This window comes from Paenibacillus senegalensis JC66, from assembly GCF_000285515.1.
In the GTDB taxonomy this organism is placed as follows: Bacteria; Bacillota; Bacilli; order Paenibacillales; family NBRC-103111; genus Paenibacillus_L; species Paenibacillus_L senegalensis.
This window is the reverse complement of sequence record NZ_HE610958.1, coordinates 97643-121782: the sequence shown is the minus strand read 5'-3', so window position 1 is coordinate 121782 and position 24140 is coordinate 97643. Positions and strand designations below refer to the sequence as shown.

The 24140-nt window shown below is 50.0% G+C and carries 21 protein-coding genes; 17 read left to right on the top strand and 4 right to left on the bottom strand.

What is annotated here, in order from left to right; translation table 11 throughout:
• Positions 1–28: 28 nt before the first annotated feature.
• From PSHG_RS09045 to PSHG_RS08990, 12 genes are all read left to right on the top strand, one after another.
• Complete coding sequence (locus PSHG_RS09045; RefSeq protein WP_010272076.1) at positions 29–3952, top strand: DNA polymerase III subunit alpha; 3924 nt, start codon at positions 29–31, stop codon at positions 3950–3952.
• 236 nt (positions 3953–4188) lie between these two features.
• Positions 4189–4377 carry a hypothetical protein gene (locus tag PSHG_RS09040; RefSeq protein WP_010272074.1) on the top strand — a complete coding sequence of 63 codons (189 nt, stop codon included), beginning with the start codon at positions 4189–4191 and terminating at the stop codon, positions 4375–4377.
• Between the two features lie 37 nt (positions 4378–4414).
• Positions 4415–5284, top strand: coding sequence for an acetyl-CoA carboxylase, carboxyltransferase subunit beta (gene accD, locus PSHG_RS09035; RefSeq protein ID WP_010272072.1), 870 nt, complete (start codon positions 4415–4417; stop codon positions 5282–5284).
• Positions 5274–6239 carry an acetyl-CoA carboxylase carboxyl transferase subunit alpha gene (gene accA / locus PSHG_RS09030; RefSeq protein WP_010272070.1) on the top strand — a complete coding sequence of 322 codons (966 nt, stop codon included), beginning with the start codon at positions 5274–5276 and terminating at the stop codon, positions 6237–6239. The genes accD and accA overlap by 11 nt, the downstream gene beginning before the upstream one ends.
• 139 nt (positions 6240–6378) lie before the next feature.
• The gene (locus PSHG_RS30455; RefSeq protein ID WP_157213436.1) at positions 6379–6543 is read left to right on the top strand and encodes a hypothetical protein; all 165 of its coding nucleotides are present in this window, start codon (positions 6379–6381) and stop codon (positions 6541–6543) included.
• Between the two features lie 205 nt (positions 6544–6748).
• Positions 6749–8503 carry a pyruvate kinase gene (pyk, locus tag PSHG_RS09020; protein ID WP_010272068.1) on the top strand — a complete coding sequence of 585 codons (1755 nt, stop codon included), beginning with the start codon at positions 6749–6751 and terminating at the stop codon, positions 8501–8503.
• 511 nt (positions 8504–9014) lie between these two features.
• Entirely contained in the window at positions 9015–9614 is a 600-nt protein-coding gene (locus PSHG_RS09015) for an acyl-CoA thioesterase (RefSeq protein WP_010272066.1), read from the top strand.
• Positions 9615–9616: 2 nt separating this feature from the next.
• Positions 9617–10012 (top strand): FxsA family protein, encoded by a 396-nt coding sequence (locus tag PSHG_RS09010; protein WP_010272064.1) that lies wholly within the window; start codon positions 9617–9619, stop codon positions 10010–10012.
• A gap of 174 nt (positions 10013–10186) precedes the next feature.
• Positions 10187–11299: a citrate synthase gene (gene citZ, locus PSHG_RS09005; protein WP_010272062.1), complete on the top strand. Its 1113-nt coding sequence runs from the start codon at positions 10187–10189 to the stop codon at positions 11297–11299.
• A 165-nt stretch (positions 11300–11464) separates the two neighbouring features.
• Positions 11465–12763 (top strand): NADP-dependent isocitrate dehydrogenase, encoded by a 1299-nt coding sequence (gene icd, locus PSHG_RS09000; protein WP_010272059.1) that lies wholly within the window; start codon positions 11465–11467, stop codon positions 12761–12763.
• Between the two features lie 69 nt (positions 12764–12832).
• The gene (gene mdh / locus PSHG_RS08995; protein WP_010272056.1) at positions 12833–13774 is read left to right on the top strand and encodes a malate dehydrogenase; all 942 of its coding nucleotides are present in this window, start codon (positions 12833–12835) and stop codon (positions 13772–13774) included.
• A gap of 195 nt (positions 13775–13969) precedes the next feature.
• Positions 13970–14155, top strand: a complete 186-nt coding sequence (locus PSHG_RS08990) for a hypothetical protein (protein WP_010272054.1) — start codon at positions 13970–13972, stop codon at positions 14153–14155.
• Between the two features lie 49 nt (positions 14156–14204).
• On the opposite strand, the gene yfbR is transcribed toward PSHG_RS08990, so the two are convergent.
• Together yfbR and PSHG_RS08980 are read right to left on the bottom strand one after the other, a co-directional pair.
• Positions 14205–14816: a 5'-deoxynucleotidase gene (gene yfbR / locus PSHG_RS08985; RefSeq protein WP_010272051.1), complete on the bottom strand. Its 612-nt coding sequence runs from the start codon at positions 14814–14816 to the stop codon at positions 14205–14207.
• Between the two features lie 52 nt (positions 14817–14868).
• Positions 14869–15717, bottom strand: a complete 849-nt coding sequence (locus PSHG_RS08980) for a polysaccharide deacetylase family protein (RefSeq protein ID WP_010272048.1) — start codon at positions 15715–15717, stop codon at positions 14869–14871.
• 562 nt (positions 15718–16279) lie between these two features.
• Here PSHG_RS08980 and PSHG_RS27070 point away from each other — a divergent pair.
• The 4 genes from PSHG_RS27070 to PSHG_RS08965 all read left to right on the top strand — a co-directional run bounded on the left by PSHG_RS27070 (position 16280) and on the right by PSHG_RS08965 (position 19949).
• The gene (locus PSHG_RS27070) at positions 16280–17668 is read left to right on the top strand and encodes a sensor histidine kinase (protein ID WP_235782042.1); all 1389 of its coding nucleotides are present in this window, start codon (positions 16280–16282) and stop codon (positions 17666–17668) included.
• A 14-nt stretch (positions 17669–17682) separates the two neighbouring features.
• On the top strand, positions 17683–18084 hold the full coding sequence (locus tag PSHG_RS31440) for a sensor histidine kinase (RefSeq protein ID WP_235782041.1): 402 nt from the start codon (positions 17683–17685) through the stop codon (positions 18082–18084).
• 94 nt (positions 18085–18178) lie between these two features.
• A complete protein-coding gene (locus PSHG_RS08970; RefSeq protein ID WP_010272045.1) occupies positions 18179–18895 on the top strand; it encodes a response regulator transcription factor in 717 nt (238 codons plus the stop codon).
• A 79-nt stretch (positions 18896–18974) separates the two neighbouring features.
• Positions 18975–19949 (top strand): Gfo/Idh/MocA family protein, encoded by a 975-nt coding sequence (locus tag PSHG_RS08965; protein WP_010272043.1) that lies wholly within the window; start codon positions 18975–18977, stop codon positions 19947–19949.
• A gap of 159 nt (positions 19950–20108) precedes the next feature.
• On the opposite strand, the gene PSHG_RS08960 is transcribed toward PSHG_RS08965, so the two are convergent.
• Complete coding sequence (locus tag PSHG_RS08960; protein ID WP_010272041.1) at positions 20109–21299, bottom strand: oxalate decarboxylase family bicupin; 1191 nt, start codon at positions 21297–21299, stop codon at positions 20109–20111.
• A gap of 197 nt (positions 21300–21496) precedes the next feature.
• Between PSHG_RS08960 and PSHG_RS08955 the strand changes: the two genes are divergently transcribed.
• On the top strand, positions 21497–22582 hold the full coding sequence (locus PSHG_RS08955) for a Gfo/Idh/MocA family protein (RefSeq protein ID WP_010272039.1): 1086 nt from the start codon (positions 21497–21499) through the stop codon (positions 22580–22582).
• A gap of 342 nt (positions 22583–22924) precedes the next feature.
• Here the strand turns inward: PSHG_RS08955 and PSHG_RS29270 are convergent, their stop codons facing one another.
• The gene (locus tag PSHG_RS29270; RefSeq protein ID WP_010272037.1) at positions 22925–24049 is read right to left on the bottom strand and encodes a LysM peptidoglycan-binding domain-containing protein; all 1125 of its coding nucleotides are present in this window, start codon (positions 24047–24049) and stop codon (positions 22925–22927) included.
• Between the last annotated feature and the right edge of the window lie 91 nt (positions 24050–24140).

Genomic DNA, 24140 nt, shown 5'->3' with positions numbered 1-24140 from the left:
CCGAATTTGAAGAGAGGAAGAGCGGAATATGAGCAGCTTTGTCCATCTGCATGTCCATAGTGAATACAGTTTGCTTGACGGTGCTGCCCGCATTGAGGAGCTGGTGCAGAGGGCCTCGGAGCTTAAAATGACGTCTCTTGCCTTAACGGACCATGGAGTCATGTACGGGACGGTCCCTTTTTACAAGGCTTGTGTACGGAGAGGAATCAAGCCGATCATCGGCTGTGAAATGTATTACACCTCTGGTTCTATTGCGGTCAAAGGAAGCCGCCAGGAGCAGCCAATCTACCATCTGATCCTGCTCGCGAAGAACGAGACGGGCTATCGGAACCTGATGAAGCTGTGCTCTGTGGGACATCTGCAGGGCTTTCATTACAAGCCGAGAATTGATTTTGATCATTTGTCGCGCTACGCTGAAGGATTAATTTGTCTCAGCTCCTGCCTGGGAGGGGAAATTCCGCAGCTGCTGCTGCAGGACAAGTACCTTGAGGCTCTGGAAACGGCCAGGCGGTATAAGCAGCTATTCGGGGCTGATTATTATCTGGAGCTTCAGGATCATGGCATTCTGGATCAGAGGAAAGTAATGCAGGAACTGAAAAAGCTTGCCAAGGAAGCAGATATTCCGCTTGTCGCGACCAATGACGTCCATTATATTCGCCAGGAAGATCAGGCGGTGCAGGATATCCTGCTGTGCATTGGCACGGGAAAATCGGTAGACGACCCGGACCGCTTCAAGATGGAGACGAACCAGCTCTATCTCAAATCCGCCGAGGAGATGGCCCGCTTGTTCGCCGATGTGCCGGAGGCCTTGACTAATACGTTAGAAATTGCGGAGAAGTGCGAGCTGCAGCTGCAGTTTGACAGCCTGATTCTTCCGGCCTTCGAGCCGATACCCGAGCCCCACACCGCCGGCAGCTATCTGAGACAGCTGTGCAGGGAGGGGCTTGAAGCCCGATATAAGGCAGACCCGAAGTGGCAGGAGCAGGACTTTCGGGACAAGCTGGAAGCGAGGCTTTCGTATGAGCTGGGTGTCATCGAATCGATGGGCTACTCCGATTACTTTCTGATCGTTTGGGATTTTATTCGCTATGCGCATGAGAAGGGAATTGCTGTCGGACCGGGCAGGGGCTCCTCAGCCGGCAGTCTGGTAGCGTATGTACTGTTTATAACGAATATCGATCCGATTGGCTATCGGTTGCTGTTTGAGCGGTTTCTCAATCCGGAAAGAGTGTCGATGCCGGATATTGATATCGACTTCAGCGACGAGCGGCGGGATGAGGTGATCGATTATGTATCCCGCAAGTATGGCAAAGACCGTGTAGCGCAAATTATCACATTCGGTACAATGGCCGCTAGAGCGGCTGTCAGGGATGTGGGGCGCGCACTGAGTCTGCCTTATAATGAGGTGGACAAAGCAGCGAAGCTGATCCCGGGCGCGCCGGGAATGAAGCTGGATAAAGCGCTGGAGCTGTCTCCCGAACTGGTTAGCCTGTGCCGCACCCACCCGTCCACTGCGCGCTTAATCGACATGGCTCGCAAGGTAGAGGGCATGCCCCGTCATGCTTCGACTCATGCCGCCGGTGTTGTCATTTCCCGGGAGCCGTTGACGAATGTTGTCCCTTTGCAGGAAGGAACAGAAGGTACGGCGCTGACCCAATTTTCAATGGAGCACCTCGAGGCAGTCGGGCTGCTGAAGATGGACTTTCTCGGTCTGCGGACGCTGTCCATAATTGAACGGACGCTGCGCATGATTAAGCAGGACCGGGGGATCGATCTGGACCTTTCCACTTTAACTTATGATGATCCGGCGACTTATGCTTTGCTCAGCAGGGGGGATACGACCGGCGTTTTCCAGCTGGAGTCGCCAGGGATGCGCAGAGTGCTGAGAGAACTAAAGCCGAGCGAATTCGAAGATATTATTTCGGTCAACGCTCTGTACAGGCCGGGTCCGATGGAATTTATACCCAAATACATTCAAGGCAAGCACGGGCTGATCGAAGTGGAATATCCTCATCCTTCACTGGTTCCGATCCTGCGAGACACGTACGGGATCATAGTCTACCAGGAGCAGATTATGCAGATTGCCGCAGAGATGGCCGGCTTCTCTCTGGGTAAGGCGGATTTGCTGCGCAGAGCGGTATCGAAGAAGAAGCGCGAGGTACTGGATGAACAGCGCGCTGCTTTTGTCGCCGGAAGCATCGAGCAGGGCTACCGGGAGGAGGAAGCGAATCATGTTTATGATATGATTGTGCGTTTTGCCGACTATGGTTTTCCGCGCGCTCATGCGACGGCCTACGGAGTACTGGCCTATCAGACCGCTTATTTAAAAGCCCATTTCCCGGTTGAATTTATGGCTTCGATGCTGACGGCGGTGATGGGAAATCACCGCAAGGTGGCGGAATATGTCGATGAATGCAAGCGGATGGGGATAGAGGTGCTGCCTCCTGATGTGAATGAGAGCGGGACTTATTTTACCCCGATTGCGGACGCAGATGAGCAGTCGCTGTCCGCGAATGAGCCGTTAAACGGTGAGCAGGAGGCAGAGAGCTTCGCACCGGGAACCCCAGTCGAAGCAGATGGCGCGCTCGCTGCCGGGGGAGAGGGAGTCGAGCATGAGCAGCCTGGCGATTCCCCTATCGACGCCATTAAGCGGCTAAAGGAGACAGAATCGGGCGCGGATGGCAAGCGCCGTAGTGCAACGGTTGGCGCGATCCGCTTCGGCTTGGCAGCGGTAAAAAATGTCGGATATCAAGCTATCGAAGCCATCCGCAAGGCCCGTTCGGAGAAGCCTTTTGCCGATTTGCTCGATTTTTGCCGGAGGATTGATCTGAGATCATGCAATAAGCGAGTGATTGAATCTTTGATTCAGAGCGGCGCTTTCGAATCGCTGCCGGGTCACCAGGCACAGCTGTATGCCGTGCTGGATGAGGTTGTGGAAGCCGCGGCGAAATGGAAAAAGGAATCCGAGGAGCTGCAGCTCCATCTGTTTGGCTTCGATGAGGAAGCGAACTGGACGATCGATTACCCGGAGCTTCCGGTCTATTCACAGATGCAGAGACTCGAGCTGGAAAAAGAGCTGCTCGGCTTATATTTATCCGGACACCCCCTTGACCAGTATGCGGAGCGGTTAAGAAAAGAAGAAGCGGACGAGCTGCATCAGCTGTCCGAGCTGCCGGAGCATACCCAGGTTGCGGTTGCCGGAATGGTTGTGTCCAAGCGGATGATTGTCACCCGCAAGGGCCAGCAGATGGCCTTTATGGAGCTGGAGGACCGCATAGACCATATCGAGGTTGTGCTATTCCCGGAGACGTGGAAGCGGGCCAAGGATCTGGTCGACAAAGGGCAGCTGCTGCTCGTCAAAGCGAAGGTCCAGCACCAGGACGAAAGCGCGAAGCTGATCGCCGACCAGGTCTTCGCGCTGGACAGCGAAGAAGCGTGGCGCGAGCTCGCCCGCCACGCCGCGGATCGCCGCCGCAGGAGCCGGTCCGCTCCGGGTGCCCGGATGGGGGCACCCGGAGCGGCCGTCCGCGGCGGCCCAAGCGGCGCAGCCGCAGGCCCGGCCCGAGCCGGCGGCCCGTCAGAGCGGCCCGGCAGCGCGCCCGAGGGGCAGGACTCGGAAGCAACGCAGGCGGGGCGAACGGCTCAGACCATGGGGGCCGGACAGGCGCGCGGCGGAGCGCCGCGGGAATCCGCGTCGCCGGCGGGTCGCAAGCGGCCGGCAGCGGAGCAGCGGGTGTACGTCAGGATAGCGCCGGATGCTGAGAAGACGGAAAGGCTGGATGCCCTGCGCGAGCTTCTGCAGCAGCATCCGGGACCGCTGCCGGTTGTTCTTTTCTACGAGCGCAAGCAGCAAACCCTTATGCTGAACGATCAATACCGGGTAAAACCGTCCCCGTTTTTGTTTGCGGCAATTGAAAAACTGCTTGGAAAGAGAACGGTGGTTGTGAAATAATCGTAAATATCCAGGCATAGTTATGGTAATACCGGTCCTTTGGACGGGCCGGCAAACAGCGGCCGCCCCCTTGACTTGAGACGATTTCTTGAGCTCTTTTTCTGTTCCAAACGGCAGCTGACCCAGACATAACAAGCTTTGTCAAGATGGAATCTTTGTTGCGGGAAAAAGACGAGTTGTGATATCATTATTCCATTGTATGGGCTTATGAAGCAGGGTTAAGGGGGTTAACGGGCATGTGGACAGTCATTTATATCGCTCCGACCGTGAAAATTGCGGAACGTATAAAGCAACGACTGACGGAGGAAGGCTTTCTTGTCCAAATCCGGGCCATTAGCTTGAATAAAAACCAATTCGAGATTTTAGTTCCGGAAGGAGAGCTGGAAGAAGTGCAGGATGTGCTCAACTCAATCCTCCACCGCTAACCGGCCTGCTGAAATTAACGCCTGGTGAGGTGTAAACGTGCTAAAGGATTTATTTCACAAGAAGAAAAAATATGCGACTATTCCATCGGAAAAGGCTAAGAAAGAAATTCCGGAAGGAATTGCCAACAAGTGCCCGAAGTGTGGAACGATTCAATTCAGCATGGAATTGGAAAAGTGCCTGAAAGTCTGTTCTTCCTGCGGGTATCATTTTATATTGACTGGTTATGAGCGGATTCAAATGACCTTGGATGAAGGCCGCTTATTTGAGTTTGACAGCCAAATGATCTCCGCCGATCCTCTGAACTTCCCTGGTTATACGGATAAATTAAAGGCAACAATGGAGAAAACGGGAGCAAAGGACGCAGTCATTACCGGAGAAGGTACCATTGGCGGTTTTCCTGTTGTGGTTTGTGTAATGAGCTATGATTTCTTCAATGGAACACTCGGCAGTGTCGTCGGTGAGAAGATCACTCATGCAGTCGAAATCGCCATGCAGAAGAAATACCCGCTCATTATTTTCTCTACATCGGGCGGGGCCCGTATGCAGGAAAGCATACTGGCTCTTATGCAGATGGCCAAGACCAGTGCGGCGATTAGCCGATTCCATGAGCAGGGCGGATTGTACATTTCAGTATTTACGGAGCCTACATTAGGCGGGGTCAGCGCCAGCTTTGCAATGCTCGGCGATATTATTATGGCTGAGCCCGGAGCGATTGTCGGTTTTACGGGCAGACGCGTAGTGGAGCAGACGATCCGTCAGAAGCTGCCGGGCAATTTCCAGACCGCTGAATTCAACCTGCAGCACGGACAGTTGGATATGGTGGTGCACCGCAAGGATATGAGAGCGATGCTCACGCAAATTTTGGACATGCATACGGTGAAGGGGGTGGCTGCGGATGGCCAATGAGCTGCCTTTTGAACAGCCGCTTAGTGAGCTGCGCGCCAAAATCGATGAACTGGTTAAGTTCGGAGAAGAAAAAGGGATCGATTTCAGTGAAGAAATCTCCCGGCTGGAGCAGCGCTATGCCCGACTGGAAGAAGAAATTTACGCTGAATCAAGCGTAAAGCAAAAGATCCAGATCGCCCGTTTTCCTATGCGACCAACGACGCTGGACTACATCCAAAATATATTTACCGATTTTATCGAGCTGCATGGTGACCGTTTGTTTGCTGACGATTTGGCTATTGTCGGCGGGTTGGCCAAGCTGAATGGAATACCGGTAACCGTTGTCGGCCATCAGAAGGGAAAAGATACAAAGGACAACATTGCCCGCAATTTCGGGATGCCCCATCCGGAAGGCTTTCGCAAGGCATTGAGAATTATGCAGCAGGCCAACAAGTTTAATCGACCGATCTTTACGTTTATTGACACTTCTGGCGCTTATCCCGGAGGAGCTGCGGAAGAACGGGGTCAGGCGGAAGCGATAGCCCGTAATTTGAGGGAGATGGCTTCCTTTCGTGTTCCTATTATTTGTACCGTCATCGGGGAAGGCGGTAGCGGAGGTGCGCTGGCGCTGGGCGTGGGCAACCGTGTGCTGATGCTGGAAAATGCGATCTATTCCGTCATATCACCTGAAGGTGCCGCTTCAATCTTGTTCAAAGATGCCGGAAAATCGTTGCAGGCAGCAGAATCTATGAGAATTACCGCCCAGGATATTTATGAATTGGGCGTAATTGACGATATTATTCCTGAGCCGAAGGGCGGCTCTCACAAAAATCTGGAGGAGCAGGCCGGCTATATGCGGGACAAGCTGTGGAAGCACCTTCAGGAGCTTCTGCCTTTGTCCGAAGAAGCCTTAAAGGAAGGCCGTTATCAGAAGTTCCGCTCCATCGGCGCGGTTACTTATGATGACCCGATCTAGCATTTTTGCCTGCTTGGTTAATAGCTTTCGGCTCCGTACATAGACGCATTATCGCTCCTTGTACTACTTGTACTGCCAATGAACACGACTGACCGGGCTGGAAAGCAAGCAGGAGACGAACGGTAGCAGCTATTAGCGGATGAAAGAACAGGCTGATGCTAAGCTTGATGACGTTCCAGGTGAGCTTAAGGTCATCGGCTTGGCGGTCAGCCGCTTTGCGGAACATGGAATACAACGGGCAAATGCGCTTTTGTGCATGGCGGTGCTTGTGCCCGGCGATACTGAAATGAAGAAACTTCTATAATGCTTTTAAACGTTGTTGAAGTTTTATCATATAATTTTTTTGCTTCACCCAAAGCAATTTCATAAAAACAGAATAGGCATTATGAAATTGCTTCCCCCGAAGTAATTTTATAAAACTGAATAGGCATTATGAAATTGCTTCACCAGTGACTCACATTGCTTCACCTAGGCACTAACGAATGGTTAACCCACAGGAGGACATGGAAATGCGTAAAACGAAGATTGTATGTACTATCGGACCTGCAAGCGAACCGCCGGAAATGCTGAGAAAGCTGATCCAGGCTGGAATGAATGTGGCCAGACTGAACTTTTCTCACGGAGATTTTGAAGAGCATGGCTCGCGTATTAACAACATCCGCAAAGTTAGCAAGGAACTGAACAAGACGGTAGCGCTCCTGCTGGATACGAAGGGACCTGAAATCCGGACTGGAAAATTGGCTGTTGAGCCTATCGAACTGGTCGAGAACGAATCGATAACGTTGACAACGGAAGAAGTTTTAGGTACGAAGGAACGGATTTCCGTGACCTATGAAAGCCTGCCTCAAGATGTTGAAATTGGCTCCACTATTTTAATTGACGACGGACTGATCGAACTGCGTGTGACAGAAATCAGAGAGCGCGAAATCGATTGCATCATCGTGAACGGCGGATCGATTAAAAGCAAAAAAGGTGTCAACGTGCCTGGTGTCAAAACCTCTCTGCCGGGGATTACAGAAAAAGATGCGAACGATATCGTATTTGGGATTGAGCAGGGAATTGATTTTATTGCCGCTTCCTTTGTGCGCAAAGCAAGTGACGTAATGGAAATCCGGGAGCTGTTGGAGCGCCATAATGCTTCGGATATTCAGATCATTTCCAAGATCGAGAATCAGGAAGGCGTGGACAACCTGGATGAAATTTTGGAGGTGTCCGACGGATTGATGGTCGCCAGGGGAGACCTCGGGGTCGAGATTCCTGCAGAAGAAGTGCCCCTGGTACAAAAAGAAATGATCCGCAAATGCAATCTAGCGGGCAAGCCGGTTATTACAGCTACTCAAATGCTGGACTCCATGCAGCGCAACCCGCGACCTACGCGCGCAGAGGCTAACGATGTAGCTAACGCAATTTTGGATGGCACGGATGCCATTATGCTGTCCGGGGAGACCGCAGCGGGTAAATATCCTGTTGAATCGGTAATGACGATGTCACGTATCGCAGAGAAGACAGAAAGCGCGCTTCAATATAGGGAAATCTTCCTAAAACAAACCCGTGATCAGCAGACGACGGTTACCGAATCGATCAGCCAGGCTGTAGCCGGAACTGCACTGGATCTTCAGGCCAAGGCGATCATTACGCCTACGGAGAGCGGCTACACCGCTCGTATGGTGTCGAAGTACCGTCCGCAATCTCCGATTATTGCTTATACCCGTTCAGAAAGAACGATGCGTCGGATGTCGTTAGTCTGGGGCGTAGAACCTTTGTTGGGTAAGGAAGCCGGCACAACAGACGAAATGTTTGAACTGGCCATCAATGGTGCCCTGGATAAAGAACTGGTGCGGATGGGAGATCTGGTTATCATTACGGCTGGCGTACCTGTCGGCAAGTCAGGAACTACCAACCTGATTAAGGTTCATCACATCGGCCAGTTAATTGCCAAAGGGCAAGGTATTGGTACTCAGCATGCAACAGGGCGTGTCGTCATCGCCCGTTCGGCTGAAGAAGCCTTGGACAATGTAAGGGAAGGCGATATTCTCGTAGCTTTAACTACTGATAAGGACTATGTTCCCGCGATGGAAAAGGCTGCTGCTGTCGTAACCGAGAGCGGAGGAATTACCTCACATGCCGCAGTCGTCTGCCTGAGTCTGGGTATTCCGGTCATTGTTGGTGTAGACAATGCTTTGGAATTGCTCGCAAGCCATGAAGAAGCTACCGTTTATGCTGAGCTGGGCGTGATTTACTCCGGTAAGGCTTATCGGATTTAATTTAGATAGGATGCAAGAAAAACAGGCGCAAGCCCAGAGGCTAACTCAGCCTCTGGGCTTGCGTTTGCTGCGTTTCAAAAATAGACTTCATATCGCGGATATCCCTCGTAAGCATTAGATTAGTGTTTAGCGCGCACCAACCCGCAAGATGTTTTGCAAACATGGTTTTCCGCGAGGCGTCTGCACAGTGTCACGTGAGCCGGGTGGAGTCCAGCAAGCTGTTCTGCGCTAACGCTCGCCCTGGCTCTTATTTGGCCGAAAAAGCAAGGGTTTTATTTCTAACGCTCATCCTCGCTCTTATCTGTGACAAAAAGGCCGGAAAACCGCGATTTGAAGCAAAATAAGGAACAGGAGGGCCTTCACGTCCCCGAGTGGTTAGGAAATGGGCGGTATTCATGATATTCTTAAAAGAGATACTAGGTAATCGATCAAAGATATTAGGCAAGCAGCAAAGAGATACTAGGTAAATGGCAAAAGATACTAGGTAAACGGCTCTAGGAGGCAAGTTCTCATGACACAATGGGTAAAGCACCAAATCCGGGTTCGTTATCAAGAGACGGACCAAATGGGCGTAGTCTATCATGCTAATTATTTGAATTGGTTTGAAATCGGCAGAACCGAGATGATCCGGCGGGCGGGGGTCACTTACCGCAGTCTTGAAGAGAAAGACCTTCTTCTCCCTTTGGTAGACGCCGAGCTGCAATTCAAGCGTCCTGCTTTTTATGATGACATCGTGACGGTGTATACGCGGGTGATGGCTTTGGCTCCTGTTTCATTGACTTTTCTATACGAGATTCGAAGGGCAGAAGGAGCGAATGGCCAGCAAGAGGTCCCTGCCGCCTCTTCCACTTCCTCCGCATCTCCCTGGGCTCCCGGATCTGCCGGAACTCCCGGATCTGACGGATCACCCGGAACTCCCGGATCCCCCGCATCTTCCGCTCCATCCTTGTTTCTGGGTTCGGAAAAAGCCGATAAGCCGGAAGGGGAGCTGCTCGTTCTGGGAAGGACCAAGCATGCATGGGTCAACCGGATGTGGAAGCCTGTCCGCCTGGATAAGCACATGCCTGAGCTCTATACTTTATTGAAGCAACATCACCTGGAGGAGGGATAACGATGCGTAAATGGCTGATTGCCATTATCATTCTGGTTCCCGCGCTGGAAATATGGGGAATCATTACCGTCAGCCGTTGGCTCGGCGGGGGTGTTACGTTTCTGCTTATGATTCTTACGGGGCTACTTGGTGTGTACTGGGCGAAACGGGAGGGCCGGCGGGTTTGGCAGTATGCGCAGCAGCAGGCTTCCATGGGGCAAAGGCCGACCGCCGCCATTCTGGACGGTATTTGTATTTTTATCGGGGGCATACTATTGATTGCGCCTGGCTTTTTTACCGACATTGTGGGGATTTTCCTCCTCCTTCCCTTTACTAGAAATTTGCCTAAACGGGTTCTGTACCGCTTAATTGAGCGGATGATGAGCCGTGGAAATTTTATGTTTTTTGTCAGGCGTTAAGGCCTAATTAGAAACTAAGTGAAGAGCAGCGGATAAAAAACTTTATGATTGTGATAATATTGTTTTATGGTTCTGCTGTTTCCTTCTTAACTGAAATCCATTATGATAAAATGTAGTAACTAAATACCATCCTATGTGAAATAAAAATTTTATGGCAGAAGGAGAGATAAACAGATGACTGCGACTAAAGGGCTAGAAGGAATTGTCGCGACAACTTCATCGATAAGCTCTATTATTGATGGCACGTTGACTTATCGTGGCATCAATATTGATGATTTGGCTGAAAATGCCACCTTTGAAGAAGTCGTCTACTTGCTCTGGTATGGCAAGCTTCCTACTCAATCGGAGCTGGATCAGCTACATAAGGATCTGGAAGCGAACAGTGCTGTTCCTGAGCAAGTGATCGATCAAATAAAGAGCTATCCTGCAGACACCAATCCGATGGCTGCGCTCCGTTCGACCGTCTCCAGCCTGGCTTTGTTTGATAAAGAAGCTAATGATATGAGTCCCGAAGCGAACATCCGCAAAGCGATTCGCCTGCAGGCCCAAACCTCTACAATCGTAGCGGCTTTTGCCAGAATTCGTGAAGGCAAGGAACCGATTTCGCCTAAATCCGGGGTATCCATCGCGGAAAACTTCTTATACATGCTTACTGGCGAGACGCCTGAGCCAATAGCCGTTGAAGCTATGGACAAAGCTCTTGTCCTGCATGCTGATCATGAGCTGAATGCTTCCACCTTCGCGGCGCGGGTAACGGTTGCAACCCTATCCGATATTTATTCCGGGGTTACCTCCGCTATCGGAGCTTTGAAAGGTCCTCTTCACGGAGGAGCAAATGAAGCGGTTATGGTTATGCTTGAGGAGATCGGAACGCCGGACCAGGTTGAAGCTTACGTGAAGAAGAAGCTGGATAACAAGGAGAAGCTTATGGGCTTTGGCCATCGCGTTTACAAGAACGGAGATCCTCGCGCTAAGCATCTAATGAAGATGTCCAAAGAGCTGGGCAAAATTACGAACAATATGAACTGGTACAATATGTCCGTTCAAATTGAAGAGCTTGTCACCAATCTAAAAGGTCTCAAGCCGAATGTAGATTTCTATTCCGCATCGGTTTACACTTCTCTGAAAATACCGAGAGATTTGTTTACTCCAATCTTTGCGATCAGCCGCATGTCCGGTTGGACCGCTCATATTCTGGAGCAGTATGAGAACAACCGTCTCATTCGTCCTCGCGCCGAATATACGGGACCTTCCAGCCAGGCTTACGTACCTATTGAAAAGCGATAAGTCATCGCAAGCTTGTAACATGTTTGACACCAGCAGCCTTGCTGATTGCCGCGGACTAACGGGCCGTTCGGAAGCTTTCCGCACACCCGTTTGTCTTTGTGTGTTTCTATAGTTTATTGCTATAGCCAATCTAACTTACTATATTTCAAGGAGGAGTTTTAGCTTATGGCTCAATTTGAAAAGTATGCTTTGCCAACCGAAGGGGAAAAAATTACGATTAATGACGGCGTTCTCAACGTGCCTAACAACCCGATTATCCCATTTATCGAAGGAGACGGAACAGGCCGTGATATTTGGAGAGCATCCAAGCGCGTTCTAGATGCAGCGGTAGACAAAGCTTACAAAGGCGAGAAAAAAATTGCATGGTATGAAGTATTCGCCGGCGAAAAGGCATTCAACCAGTTCAATGACTGGCTGCCTGCAGACACTCTGACCGCTATTCGCGAGTACATCGTTGCGATCAAGGGTCCTCTCACTACTCCAATCGGCGGCGGTATTCGTTCCTTGAACGTTGCTCTGCGCCAGGAGCTGGACCTCTACGTTTGTCTTCGTCCGGTCCGCTATTTTGAAGGTGTGCCTTCCCCGGTTAAACGCCCTGAACTGGTAGACATGGTTATTTTCCGCGAAAACACAGAGGATATTTATGCGGGTATCGAGTATCAGGAAGGCAGCGAAGAAGTTAAGAAAGTGATCGAATTCCTGCAAAAAGAAATGAAAGTTAACAAAATCCGTTTCCCTGAAACTTCCGGTATCGGAATCAAGCCCGTTTCCAAGGAAGGTTCTTCCCGCTTGATCCGCGCTGCTATCGAGTATGCTCTGAAGCATAACCGTAAGAGCGTAACCCTGGTACACAAAGGCAACATTATGAAATTTACAGAAGGAGCCTTTAAAAACTGGGGTTATGAGCTGGCTGAAAAAGAGTTCGGTGATAAGGTATTTACTTGGGCTCAATATGACAAAATTAAAGAAGAGCAAGGTACTGATGCAGCTAACGCAGCTCAAAAAGCAGCTGAAGATGCAGGCAAAATCATTATTAAAGACGCCATCGCCGATATCGCTCTGCAGCAGGTGCTGACTCGCTCTTCTGACTTCGATGTCATTGCGACCCTGAACTTGAACGGTGACTACCTGTCCGACGCGCTTGCTGCGCAAGTAGGTGGTATAGGTATCGCACCTGGAGCCAATATTAACTATCAAACGGGTCACGCCATTTTTGAGGCGACTCACGGAACTGCACCTAAATATGCTGACAAAGACGTAGTTAACCCTGGATCCGTTATTTTGTCCGGTGTAATGATGCTCGAGCATTTGGGCTGGCAGGAAGCGGCTGACCTCATTTATAAAGGTATGGGACAATCCATTAACAACAAAACCGTTACTTACGACTTTGCTCGCTTGATGGATGGAGCAACTGAAGTGAAATGCTCCGAATTTGCCGACGAAGTCATCAAAAATATGGAATAAGCTTGCAGCTTTAGCACAGCTTCGAAGATTCCCAGAGACAAGCCTCCAACAAGAAAGGAATGGTTAGCAATGGGTATACGCCGCAACAAAATTTCAGTTATCGGAGCAGGATTTACCGGAGCGACTACCGCATTAATGATTGGCCAGAAGGAACTAGGCGATGTTGTTTTACTGGACATTCCTCAACTGGAGAACCCGACAAAGGGGAAGGCGCTGGACATGCTGGAAGCAAGCCCTGTCCAAGGCTTTGACAGCAACATTATCGGTACAGCGAATTATGAGGATACTGCCAATTCCGATATTGTCATTATTACAGCGGGCATAGCGCGCAAGCCGGGAATGAGCCGCGATGATTTGGTGAATACCAATGCGGGCATTATGAAATCGGTTTGTGAGAATGTCAAGACGTTCAGTCCGGATAGCATCGTCATCATTCTGAGTAATCCGGTCGATGCGATGACTTATGTGGCCTATCAAACTTTAGGCTTTCCTAAGAATCGTGTCATCGGTCAATCCGGTATACTGGATACGGCTCGCTATTGTACCTTTATTGCCCAGGAATTGAATGTATCTGTGGAGGATGTACGCGGCTTTGTGCTTGGCGGTCATGGCGATGATATGGTTCCGCTCGTCCGCTACTCCAATGTAGGCGGAATTCCCATCGAAAAATTGATTCCCGCTGACCGCATTGAAGCGATTGTGCAAAGAACCCGCACAGGCGGCGGTGAGATCGTTAACCTGCTAGGAAACGGCAGTGCGTATTACGCCCCGGCTGCTTCTCTGGTTCAGATGGCGGAAGCCATTCTTAAAGACAAGAAGCGGGTACTCCCTTCCATCGCCTTGCTGGAGGGAGAATACGGCTACAAGGATTTATTCCTCGGTGTGCCTACTTTGCTTGGCGGCGACGGCATTGAAAAAGTATTCGAGCTGGAGCTGACTGTCGAGGAAAAAGCGGCGCTCGATAAGTCGGCGGATTCCGTCCGCAGTGTTATTAAAGTGCTGCAAGGATAATATTTTTTAAGCGATAGAAGCGCAAGCTCTAGGATAAGGCAAGTACCTTGTACAAGCCCCTGGAGCTTGCGTTTTTTGACTTATAGCCGAGATCATGATGAGCTTGGGATTAGTTTTAGCCCGGACGTTTCAATTAAAGATGAGTAGGTTAATACAAATACGTATTCATTTAATAACATCGAGGTGAAACGGGTCATGACATTAACGGTAACCTGTAGATCGAGAAATCGCTCATCCGCCATAACTTCTGATTTGCAGGAATTGAACGACTTTATAAAGGATCAACAGAAGCAGGGCCGGGAAGTGGATTTAACTGATTGGGACCGATTCAGCCGCAAACTGAACGCTTGGCGCAAGCAAAAGAAGCAAGTTGTAAGCTAAAGCAAGGGATAAAGCAAGGGAAAAATAAAACGCTGGTTGGCCAGTCCGTTCAGTCGGACAGTTCATCCAGCGTTTTTTCGAGGCTCGGGGCAAAATGGGTTAGGAAATAATCGACTTCCTGCAGCTCCATCCGCTGTAGAGCTTCGCCAATTTGATTCTTGGCGACTGCAAATTCCCGGTTGCCTGCAGATAGCTCCATCGTACATTTAATGAATGCGTCCAGTTGATCGGCTGCCTTGATGATCGTTCGCAGCCTATGAGCATTAGCATCGTCTTCCCCGTTTGCAAGCGGAATGCCCACCATTTGCTTATAAACGGATGCCAATTCCTCCGGCACCATATCCAAAAGCTTGTGCGCAGCGGTATGTTCAATTTCCCGGAAATTGGAGAGGATGTCCTTATTTTGATGCTTGACCGGGGTCGGAATATCTCCCGTAAATACCTCGGTTGCATCATGGAAAAGCGCCATAGATACGGCCCGATCGGTATCGTAATGGCGACCGTATATCTCATTGCCGATCGTACATAAGACATGGGTCAGCAGAGCGACGTGGTAGGAGTGCTCGGCCACATTTTCGCTGACCATATTGCGCATCAGGCTCCATCGTTTAATGTAACGAAGACGGTACAGATACGCTAAAAAATGATATTGACTCACCATTCAACCTCCCTTCCCCGCCCCTGTCTAGAAGAAGCGCACAGCTTCTATGAGTTTACGGACGCGCTCTGCGCTGGATTGCTTTATGGAGATATTCAGGGGTGATCTTAGGATTTCCTGCATTAATTCTTGGAATAGCATAGCGGTTCGTAGAACGGGTCGCCATTCCAGGCGCTATTGTGAATGCGTAGCGAACGCCGCCTTCCTGAATAGCCTGGATCGCGTCTTTACTATAAATACCGAAAGGATAAGCGAAAGCATCAACAGGCCCGGCATTGGCTGCTTCGAGTATGGAAAAACAGGTTCGGGTATCCTGAACGATACGCTGGTGGTACTCCGCGTCGCTTTCCTGGCCCGACTCCAATGGCAAACGAGTCGTAAGCAGCGCATCATCCCCAAGCTTATTATGCAGAGCATGAGTATGGCATTGAATCTCAATGAGCTGCGGGGCTATTCCCTTGAGCTCAGTGATTTGAGCCTCCGACATATAGGGAATATAGCTGGCATTCGGATTCAAAGTATCCTGGGTAATGGCGAAATTAACAGCCGGTATGCCCAGCTTCTCGAGAATAGGAAAGCCTTCGGTATAAAAGCTTTCATAGCCGTCATCAAAGGTGACCAGCAAAGCATTGTCCGGGACGGTTCCTCCATCTAAATAGCTGCGGAAATCATCCAAAGTGATGAATGCATACCCCTGCTCCAGCAAATAGGTTAATTGGGCCTCGAACCGTTCCGGTGTAATCGTGCTAGAGCTTTCATCTACAGAGTGAAGATGATGATACATAAGGACAGCGACCTGATCGCGATGCCATTGACCGGTCTTGTAGTTGTCCATACCCGAATGAAGGGCGGCAAAGCAGGTCATGGCGATTACCAGGCCACTTATCATAATACGCAGCAGCATGATGTAACTCCTTAATAAAATAATCTTGAATGCAAAATACTACTTCAAAAATAATGAATTCGGTTATTGCCAGAAGGTTAAAAGCTATTGGGCAGACGAAGGGTCAGCGTATGTTCCATTATACCTCGTCACGAGTGCGATTACCACGCCATGGAATGATCTCAGCGGACCTTCTCGGTATGCAAAGTGAAATGACAGCCAAACAGCCGGGAGAACAGTCAAACAAAGGACGCCTGGATCTGGGCATGAAAGGACAGAGCCAGGATTTCTTTACAATTTCTTAAAAAAACTATAGCGGTCTTCGGTGGATTTCTCGGGAGCTACAGGTTACGATAGAACTGAAAATGAGCCTGCAGGTTATCCAGCGGCTGAGAAGGCAATAAGAATTGGGTGTTGAAAAACGGGCTCAAACCAGGAATAAGTGCTTGCGATCATAACTGTGCAGAAGTGGAGGGGAAGAGGGAGACAGGAGAAGCGAAGCGCCTGCCTTTGTCCCCGGTTTTTAACCGTTGAAGTGGTTATAATACCTCATCGCCGTATCATTCTGATTAAGGAGCCGAATATGAATTCTTACAAAAAGAAGCTCACGTTAATGGTACTCGTTCTCGTTTTCTTATCCTCGATTCTGACAGGGGCAGTGGCTGCCGAATGGCTAAAAGACAAGGCAATGGAAGCGGAGCGAACCCATATGGAGCAGGAGCTGTCCATTTTTCGGGTGCTGCTTGAAGGACAGAATGTGGACGCTGGAGATGCAAATCCAGAGCTCCTCGCCTATTTGCAGAAGGTGGCTCAGGCTATCGAAGCGAGAATAACCTGGATGCTGGCTGATGGCCGGGTGCTTTTTGATTCGGAAGGGATTTCCGGTACAGGTGACGGCCCGTTAAAGCATGAGGAAATTCAGCAGGCGATCAATGAGGGAGTGGGCTTTGCTTCACGGATGAATCACCGTACAGGCCAGGATATCCTGTTCGCCGCTGCTGCCATCGGTAATGCTCAAGCACCTGAAGGATATATAAGAATAGCCAGGGAAACGGAGGATTTCCACCCTCCCTTGAATGAGCTCTGGTTCTTTATTATTACCGGACTTATCCTTTTTTTAGCTGCAGCTATGTACTTCGCTAATCGTTCCGCAAATCAATTGACAGCGCCGCTTGAGCAAATGACGAAGGTTGCCAGACAAATCACTCATCATAATTCACAAGTCCGTATCGAAAGACAAGGAATGGACGAGATCAGGCAATTAGGCAAGGCTATCAATACGATGGCTGACAGTTTGCAGAAGCAAGTGGAGCAGACCCGGCAGAATGAGAGCCGCCTGAAGCGGGTGCTGGACAATATGCACAGCGGGGTAATGATGATTGATCGCCACGGCAATGTGGTGCTGGTCAACCGTTCGGGGGAAGGCATCTTTGGCATTTCATCACGTGAAGTCATTGGCCGGCCGTACAAGCATGTTGAGCTTCCCCAGGAGCTGCTCCAGAAAATTCAGCTTTGTCTGGCCAATCAAGAATCCATTCAGAGCGAATTAACGGTACACTATCCGGAAGAGGCTATTCTTGATGTCAGCATAAATCCGCTGCCTGATTTTCAAGAAGAAGGCTACGGGGTGCTGGTCGTACTGCATAACCTGACTGCTGTCAGGAGACTGGAACGGATGCGGAGCGAATTTGTGGCGAATGTGTCCCATGAGCTGAAAACGCCTGTTGCATCGGTCAAAGGCTTTGCCGAGACGCTGCTTGCCGGTGCGGTCAATGACCGGGAAACGGCAAATTCCTTTCTGCAAATCATTCATGATGAAAGCGAAAGAATCAACCGGATTATCGGGGACCTGCTGGAGCTGTCGAAAATTGAATCCAAGCGGGAGCCGCTGCATTTTTCTCCGGTAGATCTGGAGCAAATGATCGGACAGACGGTTCACCTTATGAATGCGGAGGCCCGCAAAAAAATATAGAGGTGACGGCCGAGGTGGCTTCCGGTCTGTTTATAGAGGCGGACGAAGACCGCATGCGGCAAATTATTGTCAACCTGTTATCCAATGGGGTAGCCTATACCCCGGAAGGGGGCAGTGTCCGCATCGAAGCTTACCCGGTCGAGGATCCTGCAGGCGATCCGGAAAAAGTGAGGATCACCATTGCGGATACGGGAATGGGGATACCGAAGAAAGATCTGCCGCGCATCTTTGAAAGGTTCTATCGCGTTGATAAAGCGAGATCACGAAGTTCGGGAGGAACGGGGCTTGGCCTCTCGATTGTCAAGCATTTGACGGAGCTTCATCATGGCAGCATCCGGGTGGAAAGTGAATTGGGGGCCGGATCTGTCTTTATTATCGAACTTCCCGTTATACAAGAAATAACTGACTATTCATAACCAGCGGTTTATGCAACAATAGACTTATGGGTGACCGGCCGCGCCGCTTTACCTGCTGGAGTATAGACAGTTTTAGATAAGGGATGGGTTTCTATTGACACATAAATTATTAATAATAGAAGATGAGCCTACGCTGGCCAAGCTGTTATCCTATAATTTGGCCCAGGAAGGTTACGATGTCCAGGTGGCCGAGCATGGCGGGGAAGGCCTGAAGATGGCATTGCAGCATCATTACGATTTGATTCTGCTCGATATTATGCTTCCGGGCATGAATGGCTTCGAGGTACTGGAGAAGCTGCGGCGCAACGGTAATCAGACGCCTGTTATTGTGCTGACGGCCCGTAATGCGGAGGAGGAAATCGTACAGGGCCTGAAGCACGGTGCCGATGACTACATCACAAAACCATTTGGCGTTGCTGAGCTGCTGGCCCGGGTTGGAGCGGTGCTGAGAAGAGCTGTCGCGGACGGAGACACCCTGGAAAGAGAAGACGACGAGCAGGTTATTCGTATCGGGGAATTGAAGGTTTACCCGGAAAAATATGAAGTCATTCTGCACGGAGAATCGATAGCTCTTCGTCCCAAGGAGTTTGAAGTACTGCTATACCTGATTAAAAGAAAGGGAGCCGTCATTACTCGCGATGAATTGATGAATGTCGTCTGGGGATTCGATTACATTGGCGGACAGCGGACGGTGGACGTCCATGTGAGTTCACTTCGCAAGAAGCTGGAAATGAACCAGCAATCCGTGCAAATAGAATCCATACGCGGGGTCGGCTACAAGCTGCTGGACAAATCGAAAAAGGATAGCTGAGCATGTATGCGGGCGGAACATTGGTTCTCTTTATAGGGCTCAGCAAATAGTTCAATCTTTTTGGAGAGAGGTGGAACGGATGCGTAAATTGCGATGGGGTGTTCTCGGAACGGGCAAAATTATTTCCAAGGCTGGACTAGCGATTCATAACGCGGACAACAGCGAGTGGATTGGCATAGCGGGCCGCAATGAAGACAGCAGCAAGGAAGCTTCAATGAAATATGGCTTGCCTCCTAAGTACAGCCAATACCAGGATTTAATCGATGATCCCGAAATTGATGCGGTGTATATTGCCCTGCTGAATCATCTGCATAAGGAGTGGGCGATCAAAGCTTTGGAAGCAGGCAAGCATGTGCTGCTGGAAAAGCCGTTTACCCTGAACAAGGGTGAAGCGCTGGAAATCATGGAGGCCGCGAAGCGCAGCGGAGCTCAAATTATGGAGGCCCATGCTTGGCGTCATCAGGAAGCGTATTCCGCCATTCATTCGATCCTGCGTGAAGGAGTTATCGGCGAGATTGGAGTCATGTGCGGGCATTTTTCGTTCATGGCGCCGCCTGACAGCACGCGCTGGATTCGGGAATGGGGAGGCGGAGCTTTATATGATCTGGGCTGTTATCCGATAGCCTGGAGCCGTTATTATATGCAGGCGGAGCCGGAAGAGGTTGACTGCAGACTGACTTTTGCGAAAACAGGAGTCGATTCCCGTTTTGTCGGGACCTTGTATTACCCGGGTAACAGAGTAGCCCACTGCAGCGCCGCGCTCGATATGATGAATGGTTCAAGCTTCGAGCTCTATGGAACTAAAGGGAGAATGTCTGTGCGTTCTGTAATCGAGCCCAACAGTGTGACCATCATTGCCGAGTATGGCGGACATACGCAAAAGTGGATTTCAGACCGGGTTCAGGCGTACATTTCACAGGTTGAGAATTTTTCCGCAGCAATATTAAACAACAAGCCGCTCTCCTACTCGGTAGAGGATGCGGTGCAGCAAATGAACATATCGGATGCATTGTTCAAGGCTCATGAGGAGAAACGGCGCATAGCCTTGTCTTAAAGCGGTTGGCCTATACATCGTTGAAATCGGAATAAAGCCAAATGCGCATGTGCAAGTAAAGGAATGCCAGGAACCCCGGGCATTCCTTTTTCAGTGGAAGGAGATGGGGACTTTAGCGGATGGAGAAACAAAATCAGCAAAGGGGATGGAAATATTGCGCTACCTTGGCGGATAAGAGTAGCCGGGATATTTGACTACAGGCCATTTCTGTTTGCGCAATTTATCGATCAGCTCGGAGTCCACATGAAGGTTGCTGCTGATCAATTCTCGGGGGGTTAAGGCCATCCATTGGTTAAGAGAGACGTCCTGGAACCGGTCGCTTTTGAACATTTCCAGAAACCAAAGGGAGTCGGTGCCTGTGTTTTGAATATAGTGGCCAAAGGCGAATGGAACGTAACCGACATCTCCTGCTCGATAATTAAAAGTCCTTGCAGCGCCATTCCCTGCAAATACGGTCATGCGGCCTTGCCCGGTCAAATAATACTGCCATTCATCATTATTCGGATGCCAATGGAGCTCGCGCATCCCTCCCGGTTTAATTTCAACAAGAGCCGCTGCCACTGTTTTGGATATTGGAAAATTGCTGGAATCGACAATCCGAACGCTTCCGCCGGGTGTTTCGAGCGGCTGCTGGGCCAGCAAGGAGTACTTGAAGCTCAGTGGAACCTGACCATAAGGAGAGGTTATTTGTTGAGATGATAGGGGGCCAGGTATTTCGTCTTGATAAATGTACACTTGTTCCGCAGGGATATGTCTAAATGCGCTCTCCGGTACGCCAAAATTGGCGGAGAGTACTTCCCTTGGCGTATGAGCAAACCAATCGGATATGGACAGCGTATTAAGATCGGAGAAGTGACCATCATCAAAAACGAGTAAAAATTCACAGCCTTCCTCGAGCCCTTGAATAGAGTGGGGAATACCGGGCGGAAAATACCACAGATCTCCCGGACCAACGTCAGCTATAAAATTGCGCCCATATTGATCGACAGCGGTGATTCTCGCCCGACCGAGCAGCATGAAGGACCATTCCGCTTGCTGATGCCAATGCAGCTCTCTTACTCCGCCAGGCGTCAAGCTCATATTCACACCGGCCAGTGTTGTTGCAACTGGCAAATCCCGTACTGTGATTTCCCTGGACCAGCCGCCGTGATTTAATTGCATATGCGTATCGGAGAATGAGAATTTGAGATTGGGAATGAGTCCTGCATCCGTCACCGGGGGGACAAGCATATCAGGGTTTTGCAAATCTCTCGCGATATTGCGGGGACCAAGGTCGGGTCCCCCTGCTCCGTCACGCCGAATGGGCTGAGGGACCGATGAGGACGACCGGTTAGAAGGCAGGTCAGACATAGCAACACCTCTTTATTATTGATGGTTCTGTCCTGGCATTTTTATGTATATATATACCCCCGCCTAGCCTTTTATTCTTAGGGTGGGTGCAAAATTAAGACCTCCATTTTTTTATAGGCAATGCTATACTAAAGAGGAATGACTATGAAGAAACAGAATGGTACCGGAAATCAATGGAGGTATAGGAGGAGTAAACAATGACCAAAAAACTGAAAGTAGCCATTATTGGTTGTGGAGGCATAGCTAACGGCAAACATTTGAAAGCCCTTTCCAAAATTGACTCCGTGGAGATGACTGCATTTTGTGACATAATTCCAGAGCGTGCTCATAAAGCTGCTCAAGAATATGGAAGCGAAGGAGCCAAAGTGTATGAAGACTACAAGGAGCTGCTGCAGGACGGGTCTATTGATGTAGTGCATGTTTGTACACCTAACGATTCTCATGCGGAAATTTCCATAGCGGCCCTTGAGGCAGGCAAGCATGTAATGTGCGAGAAGCCAATGGCCAAAACAGCATCAGATGCCCGCCGTATGCTGGAAGCTGCGAAGCGTACGGGTAAAAAGCTGACTATCGGTTACAATAACCGTTTTCGCCAGGATTCCCTTTACTTGCAAAAACTATGCGCTGATGGAGAATTGGGTGAAATTTATTATGCCAAAGCTCATGCTTTGCGCCGCCGTGCAGTACCGACCTGGGGAGTGTTCCTGGATGAGGATAAACAGGGCGGAGGTCCGCTCATCGATATAGGAACCCACGCGCTTGATTTGACGCTGTGGATGATGAACAACTACAAGCCGAAGGTAGTGCTGGGTACAGCCTTCCATAAGCTTTCCCAGAAGGAAAATGCAGCCAATGCATGGGGGCCTTGGGATCCGAGCAAGTTCACGGTTGAAGATTCCGCATTCGGAATGATTACGATGGAGAACGGGGCAACTATCGTTCTGGAATCAAGCTGGGCGCTGAATACGCTGCAGGATGGCGAAGCCAAAGTAACGCTCTGCGGCACGGAAGGCGGGGCTGATATGCTGGACGGACTCCGAATCAATGGAGAAAAGCACGGCAAGCTGTATCAAACCCAGGTTCAGCTTGGCGGCAAAGGCGTGGCTTTCTACGATTCCAAAGAAGAGAACGATGCCGTGCTGGAAGCCCGCTCATGGATTAACGCCATCCTTAATGATACCGACCCTGTCGTTACGCCTGAGCAGGCGCTTGTCGTATCGGAAATTTTAGAGGCGATCTACGAATCTTCGAGAACGGGCAAAGCGATTTATTTCAATGAATAATATTTCCGGCCGGACATTCGCCCACACAATAGGCTGGCGCCAAAGTTATAAAACCCGGTAATAAAGTCCGTAATAAAGTGAGTTAAAGAGGCTGGTAATAAAGTCCGTAATAAGGTCCGTAATAAGGTCTTTAATAAGGTCCTTAATAATACCTGGTAAGTAAAGCCTGGTAATGACGGTAATAAAGCCTGATAATAAAGCGAGAAAAGCAAAAAGCTGATCCTAAGATCATGGAAGCATGATCTGGGATCAGCTTTTTTTTACCCCATTAGAAAGTAAAAGTTTCGATATCCGAAAACTCGCTTTCCGCTTGCCATGAAAAGTTACCGCTAGAGGTTATACTTAGTCCGCCTGCCAGTTTTCTAGCGAATTTGGAAAGCTGGCCATATTGGAAGTGGCCATATTGGAAAATTCGTGCGGAGCCAGCGGCATAGGTGCGTAATTAGCGCTGAATTCCGGTGCCTCCAAGCTTTGCAATCCCGGATAGCGCATAAAATCCGCATTAGGCGTGTTAGCGAAGGCTTGAAGCCCCTGCACGCCTGGCTGGTTGGGCAGATTCGGGAAAGCTTGAAGCCCCTGCACACCCGGCTGGTTGGGCAGATTCGGGAAAGCTTGAAGCCCCTGCACGCCTGGCTGGTTGGGCAAATTCGGATAAGCTTGAAGCCCCTGCACGCCTGGCTGGTTGGGCAGATTCGGATAAGCTTGAAGCCCCTGCGCGCCCGGCTGGTTGGGCAAATTCGGATAAGCTTGAAGCCCCTGCACGCCTGGCTCGTTGGGCAAATTCGGATAAGCTTGAAGCCCCTGCACGCCTGGCTCGTTGGGCAAATTCGGGAAAGCTTGAAGCCCCTGCACGCCTGGCTGGTTGGGCAAATTCGGGAAAGCTTGAAGCCCCTGCACGCCTGGCTGGTTGGGCAGATTCGGATAAGCCTGCAAGCCCTGGACGTTAGGCATATTAGCCATATTTGCAGTGCTTGCGAAGCCGGGAGATTTATGAGATTCGTATGCTTCCAGCATGCCGGCTGTGCCCTTCGGAGAAACGTTCAAAGCACCTGGCTTAGCGGCATCAAACGATTCCAATTGGGATTCGTCCTCCCGATAGAAGGTTTGGCAGTACATGTTATGGAGCTTGGGAATGCCTACTTTTTCTCCAGCCTTCAGAGCCCCTGATTTTTGAATATGTGGATTAAGAGCACTCATGACTGGCTTAGGAACATTATACTGCTCCGCTAACGTATCCAGAGTGTCTCCTTCTTTGCAGCTGTGGTGGGTGTAAAAGTCGACATTGCGCTCGTCGTCCTCCCGGAAGAATGGGAACAAGAAAGGCGAAAGGAAGAAGAATGGGAAAAATCTTCTTGGGAAAAAGGGATACGGATATGGAAAGGGGGCAAAAGGATAAGGATAGAACGGAGGTCTTCTCACCTCCTGTTCGCTTGTTTCGACAAGCTCGGTTTGATGCACTTGTGACATGACAATTTCCTCCCAGGTTTTATTTTTTTACCCCATCCTATGATTGATTCTGGGCATAGGTTCAAACGCCCGGAAAAATGGGCTTGACTGT